Source organism: Dyadobacter sediminis, from assembly GCF_005860765.1.
Classification (GTDB): domain Bacteria; phylum Bacteroidota; class Bacteroidia; order Cytophagales; family Spirosomataceae; genus Dyadobacter; species Dyadobacter sediminis.
Genome location: NZ_VCEI01000021.1, coordinates 589,683 through 601,852, shown reverse-complemented (window position 1 = coordinate 601,852; position 12,170 = coordinate 589,683). Strand labels below are relative to the sequence as shown.

9 protein-coding genes are annotated in these 12,170 nt (G+C 44.0%); 4 read left to right on the top strand and 5 right to left on the bottom strand.

What is annotated here, in order from left to right; all coding sequences use genetic code 11:
• Positions 1-59: 59 nt before the first annotated feature.
• The 3 genes from FEM55_RS09805 to FEM55_RS09795 are packed head-to-tail and all read left to right on the top strand — an operon-like array spanning position 60 to position 5,615.
• Complete coding sequence (locus FEM55_RS09805; protein WP_138281147.1) at positions 60-1,307, top strand: TolC family protein; 1,248 nt, start codon at positions 60-62, stop codon at positions 1,305-1,307.
• 35 nt (positions 1,308-1,342) lie between these two features.
• The gene (locus FEM55_RS09800; RefSeq protein WP_374756475.1) at positions 1,343-2,458 is read left to right on the top strand and encodes an efflux RND transporter periplasmic adaptor subunit; all 1,116 of its coding nucleotides are present in this window, start codon (positions 1,343-1,345) and stop codon (positions 2,456-2,458) included.
• A gap of 58 nt (positions 2,459-2,516) precedes the next feature.
• Entirely contained in the window at positions 2,517-5,615 is a 3,099-nt protein-coding gene (locus tag FEM55_RS09795; protein ID WP_138281146.1) for an efflux RND transporter permease subunit, read from the top strand.
• A 96-nt stretch (positions 5,616-5,711) separates the two neighbouring features.
• On the opposite strand, the gene FEM55_RS09790 is transcribed toward FEM55_RS09795, so the two are convergent.
• From FEM55_RS09790 to FEM55_RS09770, 5 genes are all read right to left on the bottom strand, one after another.
• Complete coding sequence (locus FEM55_RS09790) at positions 5,712-7,163, bottom strand: hybrid sensor histidine kinase/response regulator (RefSeq protein ID WP_138281145.1); 1,452 nt, start codon at positions 7,161-7,163, stop codon at positions 5,712-5,714.
• 29 nt (positions 7,164-7,192) lie between these two features.
• On the bottom strand, positions 7,193-8,650 hold the full coding sequence (locus tag FEM55_RS09785; RefSeq protein ID WP_138281144.1) for a sigma-54-dependent transcriptional regulator: 1,458 nt from the start codon (positions 8,648-8,650) through the stop codon (positions 7,193-7,195).
• A 60-nt stretch (positions 8,651-8,710) separates the two neighbouring features.
• On the bottom strand, positions 8,711-10,156 hold the full coding sequence (gene rpoN, locus FEM55_RS09780) for an RNA polymerase factor sigma-54 (RefSeq protein WP_138281143.1): 1,446 nt from the start codon (positions 10,154-10,156) through the stop codon (positions 8,711-8,713).
• Between the two features lie 552 nt (positions 10,157-10,708).
• The gene (locus FEM55_RS09775) at positions 10,709-10,951 is read right to left on the bottom strand and encodes a hypothetical protein (RefSeq protein WP_138281142.1); all 243 of its coding nucleotides are present in this window, start codon (positions 10,949-10,951) and stop codon (positions 10,709-10,711) included.
• Between the two features lie 145 nt (positions 10,952-11,096).
• A complete protein-coding gene (locus FEM55_RS09770) occupies positions 11,097-11,381 on the bottom strand; it encodes a YtxH domain-containing protein (RefSeq protein WP_138281141.1) in 285 nt (94 codons plus the stop codon).
• 391 nt (positions 11,382-11,772) lie between these two features.
• On the opposite strand from FEM55_RS09770, the gene FEM55_RS09765 reads away from it, so the two are divergent.
• On the top strand, positions 11,773-12,144 hold the full coding sequence (locus FEM55_RS09765; protein ID WP_138281140.1) for a response regulator: 372 nt from the start codon (positions 11,773-11,775) through the stop codon (positions 12,142-12,144).
• Positions 12,145-12,170: the final 26 nt, after the last annotated feature.

Here is a 12,170-nt window from a genome sequence, read left to right as displayed (position 1 = left end):
TTATTCTAAGCCTCCTGTAATACTGAAGTCGGAATATCGCATACTCTAAAAGAAAGAATATGCGAGTTTACATAATAGCGCTTTTTATATGTATTTCAGGCGCTTTGCATGCGCAGGATACGTTGAAGCTTTCCATGCGGCAGGCAGACAGCCTGTTTCTCCAGAACAATCTGGAAATCCTGGCTGAAAAATACCAGATCGACATTGCCAAGTCGATTGAGATTCAGGACAGGCTCTGGAACAACCCGGTTTTCGGTGTAGAAATAAGTGCTTACAATCCGTCCAGAGGATTGCTTGATATCGGCAAGCAGGGACAAAAAGCATTTAACATACAGCAGCTGATTACGCGTGCCGGCAAGCGCAACAAGCAAGTCGCGCTGGATATTGAATCGTCCCGGAAAAGCGAATACCAATTCTACGACCTGATCAGAACACTGAAATTCGAGCTCAGACAAATTTTCTTTGAATCTTATTATCTCGGCCAGACCGTATCGTTGTACGGTAACCAGATCAATACGCTTCAGACCACGGTAACGGCTTTTGAAAAGGAATATAACAGACAAAATATCTCGCTTAAGGAAGTGGTGAGATTAAAAGCGCTGCTGTTTCAGCTTACCAACGACCGCGCGGATATTTTGTTCGAACTTCAGGAAAACCAGCGCGACCTCCGCACGTTGCTGAACACGGAACGTCCCGTCAAAGCAATTGTGGACAGTTCGGAAATTCAAAAATACCAGCTTGAAAATTACACCGCGGCTGCATTAAAAGACAAAGCATTGCAAAGCCGCAGCGACCTCAAAATCGCACAGTCTTCAACCAAACAGGCCGAGCTGAACTACACACTGCAGAAAGCCCTCGCCAAACCGGATGTTCAGATCGGCGCGGTGTACGATCAGGCAAGCAATTATGTGAACAATTATTTCGGCGTGTCCGCGTCCATGACGCTTCCGTTCTTTAACCGGAACCAGGGAAATATCCGTGCGGCCAAAAGCAACATCAGCTACAACAAAACGGCCGAAACGCTGAAAGAAAACAGTATTGTCAACGAAGTTGACGCTGCCGTACAGAAAGTCGGCATTGCAGAAAAAGCATATCAGAGCGTAGAAAACCAGTTTACCGACCAGTTTCAGCTGCTCAGCAAAGGCATTTTTGAAAATTTCCAGAAACGCAATATTACGTTGCTTGAATTCATCGACTTCATTGAAACTTACAACGAAAGCATCCGGGAATATAACCGTCTTCAGGCCGACCGCATCAAGGTTTACGAAGAGCTGAATTTCGTAGTCGGCGAAGAACTGTTTCAATAATCATACAAATCACGCGGATTAAAACTTCAAATATCATGGCATCTGCCTTTAATAATTCCCCGATGAAAAGTCCATTTTACATGGTTATGCTGGCTGCATGCGGCTTGTGGCTGACCTCGTGCGATACCCGGAAAGAACAGCCGGAAGAATCAAAAGCTTTTATGCTTTCCGATACGATGCTAAGCAGAATAAAGCTGGATACGGTGAAAACCGAGCCTGTACGCAATGAACTGACACTGGTCGGGAAAGTGGTTCCGGACGAAAACCGGATTATAAAAGTGTATCCCCTCGTTGGCGGAAACATTGAAGAAGTCAATGTTGAGCTGGGCGACAATGTCAAAAAAGGTCAGAAACTTGCTACGATAAGGTCCGGTGAAGTTGCTGATTTTGAAAGACAAATGATTCAGGCACAATCCGACCTGCTGATCGCACAAAAAAACCTTTCTTCTACGGAAGACCTTTTTGAAAGCAAGCTGGTGCCGGAAAAAGACGTGATTACAGCCCGGCAAATGGTGGATAAATCAAAAGCGGAACTGAGCCGCGTAAAGGAAATATTTTCCATTTACGGACTAGGAAAATCCACCAACTACGTTGTAAAATCGCCGATAGACGGATTTATCATCGACAAAAACGTAAACCGCGGCATGCAGCTGCGTTCCGACAATTCCGAAAGTCTTTTTACAGTCGGGCAAATTACGGACGTATGGGTGATGGCCAATGTCAACGAAAGCGACATTCCGCGTGTCAAGCTCGGGATGCCTGCGGACGTCCGTACAATCAGCTTTTCGGATGAGGTATTCAAAGGGAAAGTTGATAAAATATACAATGTTCTTGATCCTGACACCAAAGCCATGAAAATCAGGATCCAGCTTCAGAATGCCGGTTTCAAGCTGAAACCTGAAATGCATGCAACGGTAAGCCTGAATTTTGAGGAAGGCAGTGAAATGCAGTCCATACCCGCCGAATCGATCATTTTTGATAAAAGCAAAAACTGGGTAATGGTTTATCACGGCCGCTCGAATATCGAAACCCGGCCGGTGGAAGTGTACCGTTCGCTTGCCAACCGCGCATATATCAGCAACGGGCTTAAACCCGGCGAAACGGTTATTTCCAGAAACCAGCTGCTCGTTTATGACGCGCTGAATGATTAAATGCAAGTTTCAATGCGGGTCATTATTCAATCAAGATTCACTTATTCAAAAGTAAAAGATGAATAAATTCATTCGGGGAATCGTTGGTTTTTCTTTGAAAAACCGGTTCTTCATATTCTTTATGACCGGCTTGCTCATTGTTGCCGGAATCGTAAGTTACCGCGATACGCCCTTGGAAGCTTTTCCGGACGTAACCAATACGCAGATCATTATTGTAACGCAGTGGAACGGCCGGAGTGCCGAGGAAATTGAAAGGTTTGTAACCGTACCGATCGAAGTCGCCATGAATTCGGTGCAGCAAAAAACCAATGTACGCAGCACGACCATGTTCGGGCTGAGCATCATCAAGATCATTTTTGACGATAATGTGGAAGATTTCTTTGCACGCCAGCAGGTCAATAACCAGCTTCGCAACATTTCGCTTCCCGAAGGCGTGGAACCCGACGTGCAGCCGCCGTATGGCCCGACCGGCGAGATATTCCGTTTTACCCTGAAAAGCAAAGATCGTGACAGCCGCGAATTGCTGACGCTGCATAACTGGGTTATTGACAGACAGCTGAGAAGCATTCCGGGCGTTGCCGACGTGGTTGCATTCGGCGGACGTGAAAAAATCTATGAAGTGCAGGTAAATCCTACCAAGCTGGTAAAGTACAACATTACGCCGCTGGAAGTTTATCAGGCCGTTACCAAAAGCAATGTCAATGTTGGCGGCGACGTAATTGAAAAAAATGGTCAGGCATATGTCGTGCGCGGAATCGGGCTTCTGAACTCCATTCCGGATATTCAGAACATTATTGTCGAGTTTGTAAAAGACAATCCGGTGCTTGTAAAAGATGTCGCAGACGTAAAGGAATCGGATATGCCGCGTGTCGGACAAGCCGGACTGGATGGCAACGACGATGTGGTGGAAGGAATTGTGGTGCAGCGCAAAGGCGAAAACCCGAGTGAAGTGCTGGCGCGTATAAAGGATAAGGTGGAAGAACTGAACACCAAAATTCTGCCGCCCGATGTTAAAATGGTCACTTTCTATGACCGCGACAATCTGATCGAGTTTTGTGCGCATACTGTAAAGCACAACCTGGTGGAAGGCATCGTGCTCGTTACGGTTATCGTTTTTGTATTCATGGCCGACTGGCGCACGACGGTTATCGTTTCGATTATTATTCCGTTGGCTTTGCTGTTTGCGTTCATGTGCCTGAAACTAAAAGGCATGTCGGCAAACCTTTTGTCCATGGGTGCAATTGACTTCGGGATAATTATAGATGGTGCCGTGGTGATGGTTGAAGGGATTTTTGTGGCGCTGGATCACCTGGCGCATCGCAACGGGATGGACCGTTATAACAAATTGTCCAAGCTCGGACTGGTGAAAAGAACAGGCGGAGAACTGGGCAAAGCCATTTTCTTTTCCAAACTCATCATCATCACCGCACTGATTCCTATTTTCAGCTTTCAGAAAGTCGAGGGAAAAATGTTTACCCCACTGGCTTATACGTTGGGTTTTGCCTTGCTTGGTGCTTTGCTGTACACGTTAACGCTGGTGCCGGTACTGTGCTCCATTCTTTTAAATAAAAATGTACGGGAAAAGAGCAATCCGGTTGTCCGCTTTTTCGACCGCATTGTAAGCAACGGCTTTGAATGGTGCTATGCGCGCAAAAGGCTCAGCGTTTTGCTGGCAACGGCATTTCTGGTAATCAGCCTGTTTTCCGCAAAGTTTCTTGGAACGGAATTTCTGCCTACGCTGAACGAAGGTGCATTGTGGGTGGAAGCCAAAATGCCGATGAGCAGCTCGCTCAACGAAACGATCAAAATGGTGTCGGTACTGCGTGCCAAGCTAAATGAATTTCCCGAAGTAAATGGGGTATTGTCACAAACCGGCCGCTCCAACGACGGAACCGACCCGTCCGGGTTTTATTACGTACAGATGCAGGTAAATCTGAAACCCAAAGAAGAATGGACAAGAAAAATCACGCAGGATCAGCTGATTGAAGAAATGGACAAAAAGCTGAAACAGTTCCAGGGAATCAATTATAATTATTCACAGCCGATTATCGATAACGTGGCCGAAGCCGTAGCCGGAATGAACGCCAGCAATGCGGTAAAAATTTATGGCGATGACCTTGAAACGCTCAACAGCAAGGCAAACGAAGTGCTCGAAGCAATCAAGGACGTACCCGGAATCAAGGATGCGGGGATTTTGAGAAATATCGGGCAGCCGGAAGTAAGCGTAATTCTTCACGATCATCTGATGGCGCAGTACGGCGTAAGCATTGCGGATGCACAAGCGGTTATAGAAATGGCCATTGGCGGAAAAACGGCTTCCATACTGTATGAAGGCGAACGCAAGTTCGATATCAGGCTGCGTTACGAACAGCAGTACCGCCGTACCGTGGATGACATTCAGCAGCTGATGGTTCCCACGCTCACAGGCGGCAAAATACCTCTGAAGGAGATTTCCTCAATTCGTACGGTAACCGGCCCGGCATTTGTTTACCGCGACAATAACAAACGTTTTATCGGTGTGAAATTTTCGGTCCGGGAACGCGATCTGGGCAGTACGATTGCTGATGCACAAAACCGTGTAAAGCCGTTGCTTTCATCTTTGCCGAAAGGCTATTCGGTAAACTGGTCCGGAGAATTCGAGAATCAGGTGCGTGCCACTGCCCGGCTCGGTCAGGTTGTTCCGGTCAGTCTCATCGGCATTTTCATTCTGCTGTTTATCATGTTCAGCAATGCAAAAGATGCCGGCCTTGTACTGATCAATGTTCCGTTTGCTTTAATTGGCGGAATCCTTGCTTTGCACGTTACACACATGAATTTTGGTATTTCGGCGGGTGTAGGCTTTATTGCATTGTTTGGTTTATGTGTTCAGAACGGCGTCATTCTGGTTTCAGTTTTCAATAAAAATCTCGCGGCAAGAATGTCACTCGATGAAGCAATCCGGGAAGGTGTCAAATCAAGAATCCGGCCTGTGATCATGACTGCGCTGATGGCAGCAATCGGTCTTTTACCTGCTGCAACTTCCACCGGCATCGGCTCCGAAACACAGAAACCGCTTGCAATTGTCGTTATCGGCGGATTGATAACCGCAACCGTTCTTACACTGCTGATTTTCCCGGTTATTTACGATTTCTTTAACCGTAAAAAGAGATTGGCTTAACTGAAAAACGGCAATGATATGCGGGTAAATAGCTGCATGTCATTGCCGTTCTTGATTTAAAATGCCGGATTGTACCCTTTTTGCATGCAGATAAAATTATTTACCTGCTTTCTCTTGGCTGTTACTTGCCTGAAAACTGATGGTAAAAGTAGTTCCGACACCCACTTCCGACTGCACGTCGATGCGTCCGTGGTGCGCGTGGATGATGCTCATGGTCGTGGACAAACCGATGCCCATACCGTTGTTTTTACCGGTAAAGTAAGGTTCAAAAATCTTGTCCATATGCTCTTCGCTGATGCCTGAGCCGTTATCCGCAAAAATAACCTGAATGGAATCACCCAGGTTTTTTGTTGTGATCCGCAAAACGCCCTGATCTTCTTCCATGGCTTCAATGGCATTGGTAATCAGGTTCAGAAACGCCATCTGGAGAGAAACCGAATCCAGAGGCAGCGCAAGTTCTTCTTCTGCAAACTGATTGACAATCTGTATCCTTTTCAGTTGAACACGGTCCAGCGCAGCGCCAATGGCCTGCTCCAGTACCATGTGAACAGAACTTTCCACCAGTTCAATATCTGTTGAGCTGGAAGGCTGGAGAAGCTGCGAAATCAGATCATTGATCCGGTTGCAGTTACGTTTTATAATTTGTGTATAAAACTTTTGATCTTCGTCAACAAGCTCCATTTCAAGCTGTTCTGCCGAAAGATTGACATTTGTCAGCGGATTTCTGACTTCGTGTGCAAGCATGCGTACCAAACGGCCGGTAACAGCCATTTTTTCAGAAAACAGCCTTTCTCTTTCCGACTGTTTCCGGGCTGTCATGTCATGCAGACGTCCCTGAATGTATGCGTGATCGTCGTCTACTTCCACAGATGCGGAAAAAAGACAGTATTTTTTGTCACCGTCTTTGGTCAGCAGCCGCACTTCCTGATCGTGGATCGTATGGTCTTTGATATTTTCCCAATCCGTTTCAAATTCAGGTTCCTCAATGATTTCAAGAATATTCTTCAGTTTCAGGTCTTCTTCCGAATAGCCTGTAAGCATGCTGGCCGACGTATTGAAATCAATGATGTTTCCGGCCAGGTCGCTGATGAACAAAAAGTCATTCGATTCTTCAAAAATACGCCTGTACCTTCTTTCGCTGTGTCTTAACGCTTTCAGAACAGAAGTTCTTTCCAGTGCATAGCGGATGCTTCTTTCAAGCTTTTCGGCATCCAGTTCGCTCTTGATAAGATAATCTGCGGCTCCGAGCCGAAGCGCTTCCACGGCAATTTTGGTATCTCCCTTTCCGGTCAGCAGGATAATGGGTTCCTCACAATCCAGCTGACATGCCTGTTCGATCAGTTCTATTCCGGTGCTTTCGCCAAGCAGGTAATCAAACAGATACAAATCGTATTTGTTTTCCTTGATGTTCTTTACAGCTTCTCTGAACGTAGAACTCCATGTAATATCAAATCTCCAGTTTAAAAGATCCTGGAAATATTCTCTTGTAAGGAAATAATCATCCTCATCGTCATCAACTAAAAGAACTTTTATCAGTTTGTTATTCATTCTGTTTCATCCCGCTCAGTTGCCGGTAATCAAATATCAAATTGTTTCATTTTGTTGTAAAGCGTTTTCCGGTCGATATTCAGTAATCGGGCGGCCTTGCTTTTATTGAAATTGACATCACGCAAAACCTGCATGATCATATCGTATTCAGCTTCATTGGCAACCGTTTTGAGACTTGGCTTGGAATCGTCTGTCTCAACAGGTTCCGCAATGCTCACCGTACTGGCAATTACAGGAGCCGGCTCTTCATCCAGATCTTTCAGTTTTCTGTAATTCACAATTTCAAATGGCAGTGATTTTTCTTCGATCAGGTCGCCATCTGACAGCAACGTGGCTCTTTTGATCACATTTTTCAGCTCACGCAAATTGCCCGGCCAGGAATAATTTAGAAAATCAGTTTTGACTTCTTCCGAAAATCCTGAAACATTCTTGTTAAGTTCTGCATTCGTATTTTCGAGAAACGTTGAAGCAAACAGCATCAGATCGTCTTTACGATTACGGAGCGCCGGCACTTCAATCGTAAACTCATTGAAACGGTAATAAAGGTCTTCGCGGAATTTTCCGTTTTTGGCCGAATCCAGCAGCCTTTCATTACTTGCTACAATGATTCTTACATCCAGATCAATTTCCTTGGAACCGCCTATCCTGCGCATTTTTCGTTCCTGAACGACCCGAAGAAGCGCAACCTGGATTTCATACGAAAGGTTGGAGACTTCATCCAGAAACAGCGTGCCGCCGTTTGCCATCTCAAAGTGGCCGATCTTTGTCTGCAATGCTCCGGTAAAAGATCCTTTTTCATGACCAAACAATTCGCTGCCTGCCAGTTCCTTGGAAATGGCACCGCAGTCCATGGCTACAAACGGCATGTCTTTTCTCTTCGACCGGTTATGTATTTCCTGTGCAATGGCTTCTTTTCCGGAACCGCTTTCCCCATAAATGATAACGCTGAAATTGGTTGGAGCAACCAGATCGACTTGCCGGAACAGATTGTCCGATACATCGCTCTGGCCCATTACATAGCCCGATTTTGATCTTGAGTAACCTTTGCGCGGTGCTTTTACAGGCTCGCTTGTACCTCCGCCCGCAACGGGTGAGATGTATTCTGTTTCTGCATTTCTTATCGCTTCCGAATCGGCAATGGCTTTTTTTACAGTAACCAGGATTTCGTCGGGGAAAAGCGGTTTGGTAATATAATCATAAGCGCCCAGCTTCATTACGTTTACGGCTACTTTAATATCGGAATAGCCGGTTATGATCAACACAGGAACGTTGGGACGCTTTGTTTTGATTGTGGTAAGAAGCTCCGTTCCGGTAATATCACCCAAACGAAAATCAGTCATTACCAGATCAGGAGAAATGGATTCAATCAATGCAAGACCGTCTTTTCCGTTTTGCGCAGTTTCTACGATAAAATCATTCTTTGATAAAAATCTCTTTAACAAGAAGCAGATATCCGCCTCGTCATCAACAACAACAATTTTTTTCATGCAGGTTCTTAGGGCTTAAACTTAGTTTGTTCCAAGCTTTTGTATAGTTATTCTTAACGTTTATATAGTTACTCGCAGTCTTGCAGTCGGAATGTTCAACTGTTCCCGATACTTGGCAACCGTCCTTCTGGCGACTGAATAGCCTTTAACAGAAAGCATATCTGTAATCTGCTGATCGTTGTAGGGATGCCTTTTGTCTTCTTCACTTACGATTTCTCTTATTGCTTCCTGGATCTCCCTGTTGGAAACTTCGGTACCGTCTTCATTTGTAACGCCTTCGGTAAATAAATCTTTCAGCAAAACGATTCCGAACGGAGTCTGCACATATTTGTTTGTAGTGACCCTCGAAACCGTTGAAATATCCATATCGATAATTTCCGCCACGTCTTTCAGGATCATCGGGCGCAGTTTCTTGATATCTCCGGTCTGGAAATAATCATACTGAAGTTTGACAATGGCTTTCAGCGTGCTCAGCATTGTATTTTCCCGCTGTTTGATAGCGTCAATAAACCATTTTGCCGAGTTCATCTTGTTTTTGAGGAACTGGTTTGTGGCTTTATCGTTCTTCTGTTCAGCCATTTGGGTAAACAGTTTGTTAAGCCTCAGTGCCGGACTGTTTCCCCACGTAAGCTGAACTTCTATTTCACCGTCTTCGGTATACCTGAGCATAAAATCGGGCTTGATGCTCTCATTGATGATGGAATCGTTCCGCAATCCGGAAGCCGGTTTGGGGTTTAATGTGGTAATGAGCTGAATGGCTTTTTTGAGCGATTCTTCATCCAGCCCGGTAATGCGCATGATCTTGTCGTAATTTCTTGATCCCAGTTCATCAAACGCATCCGAAACGATCCGGTAAGCCCATTTCCAGGTTTCATCCTGGTTTTCGATTCGGTTCAGTTGTATAAGCAGACATTCTCTCAGGTCATTTGCAGCGATTCCGGGCGGATCGAGTTGCTGGATAATTTTCAGCATCATGTTCACTTCATCGGTATCAATGAACATGTTGTTGGCAAAAGAAATGTCATCTGCAATTACTTCGCTTTCTCTTCTCAGAAAACCGTCTTCATCCAGTGAATCTAGTATAAAATCAGCAACCAGTTGCTGTCTTTCATTTAATCTCAGAAAATGGATTTGCTGTTTCAGATCATCCCGGAATGAAATTGTTTCCACCATCGGGCGTGTATACAATTCATTATCTTCCGTCTGATTGTTTGCATATGTTTTGTAATCGGGAATATCATCATCTCTGAACTCATCCCAGTCGTAATAATCCTGAACCGAAGTATCGTCACCCGAATTTACGGCGTCTGTCGGGTCCTGGGCCTCATCACTGCTGTCTTCGGACGCATTGTCCTCCTTGCCTTCTTCCAGTATCGGATTTTCTTCTAATTCTTCCTTTATTCTTTGTTCAAGCTCCATTGTAGTCAAATGCAGTAAATTCAGCATCTGGATTTGCAAGGGAGAATATTTCAGTGTCTGTCTTTGCGTCTGCGTCTGTCTTTGCATATAGCAACCAAGGGTAAAAATTAAGTACTATTAAATCTAAACGGGTAAAGCCAAGCCGCTTTATTGTTACGTGCTTTAAATTTACAATTCTTTATCTAATCTACCTTTAAAGAATAGCTTGTTTATAAAGATTGCGTAGTTAATTCCACATTATGAGTACAATAATTCAGAATGTAGAGGTTGTTCACAAATTTGAATAGCAGCGGATTTGCCGAACTCAATGCTGGATCGGATTTTCACAGCACCGGAATTTATTTAACAAGCATCACTTCTCTTCATTCATTTTCCTGCAACTAACCATTGGTATTTCACCATGTTACTTTCAATTTCCTGCATGCAGCCAACCTTATCTCAGAACAGAAGAACAGATGAATTTCTGCTTGGGCCTGACAAGAACCTACAGGTATATAAAGCTCTTAAGCTCCGGATTCTCATGAATCATCCGGCAATATCCTATATAAGAGTAAAACCCTTGCCTGTAAAAAGCAAGGGTGTACAAAAACCCTTCTTTCAAGGAAAGGTCTGGATCAATTAGATATATATTTCCGTTTCTTATCTTATAACAACCGGTTTTTCATCCGTTGCTTTTTTGACCCAGCGAAGGCCTTTCAGCAACAACTCCCGACCCTGCGGAACGCCGTGTTTGATAATTACTTTTTCAACAACAATAGGTGCAAGAAACCTGAGCGGTGCAGGCAAACCCTTGAATGCTGTACTGGTCAGGATAGCTCCTATTCCCGAAGCATTTCCTTTTCCGGTAATCCCTTTTGAACCTTCTAGAAATAAGTCCCTCAAGTAACTGGCATTTTGCAAAACTGTTGATTTTGCGTTACTTTTTTGTGAATCTGATAATATTGTTCCCATATCCCGGATTAGATATCTGATGAAATTGCATTACTTCCGGTCAACAGCAACGACCATCGGCCGGAAGTAGCAAAATTTAAAATTTATTGATTTCCTCTTTCGCTGTATCCTTGTACTCTTCTGCCTTGTTTACAGCTGCATCTTTATATGCTTTTCCTTCTTCCTTGATATTTTCAGCGGTTTCGGTTGCTTTTTCTTTGCTTTTTTCAAGCGCGTCAATCAGATCGCTGGCAAGTGTATTGGTTTTTTTCTTGATTTTCTTTCTTGTATTATCGCCGTCTTCAGGTGCGAAAAGTAATCCGATGATTGTTCCTGCCGCAGCAGCTGCTAAAACGCCCAAAATGATTTTATTGGTGGTCATGATCCAAGTCTATTTGTTGTGGATAATTTATTTTCTTAATGAAAACTCCTATGAAAAACTTGTACCAACTTCATTTAAGCTTTTTGAAATGATCATAATTTATTAATAATGAACTATTTACAACAAAATTCATGGATTATTGGCAAAGGAACGTTTTCGATTTCTGTAAAGGAATGTTCCTATAAAGCGGAAAAGAGGGACAATGATTCTACAACCCGTCCATGCTCCCGGGCCATCCCGAACCGTTCAATCATTTGTAATTAACACCTCTTTGATGGCGATCTGAATGGCAGGATTATTTTAACCGAATGTTTATTATTACTAAACCGGACACATTTGTAGTCTGTTACCTCCGTAAAAATGAAAAAAAATCTATTTTTAACACATCGCTATGAAAATTGTAATTATTGAGGATGAAAAGGATTTAGGGATATTGATGCGCAATTTTCTAGTTAGGCAATTAAATATTAAGACTCCGGATACGACTGTCAAGGTGGCATCTTCGCTACTGGAAGGAATGAATTGTATAAAGGAATTGAATCCCGATTGGATATTTATAGACAATAACTTACCCGATGGTAAGGGGATTAATGAGATCAGGCATATAAAAGACGACAATACCGGAAGAAGGATCAAAATTGTCATGATGAGTGCGATGACCAATCTGAGAGAAGAAGCATACAAAGAAGGCGCGGATTATTTTCTTGACAAACCGATCAGTTTTGTCGAGGTCCGAAACATCCTTAACCAGCCATTTTCCTGATCAGCAGCACCATTTGAATTTTGTAA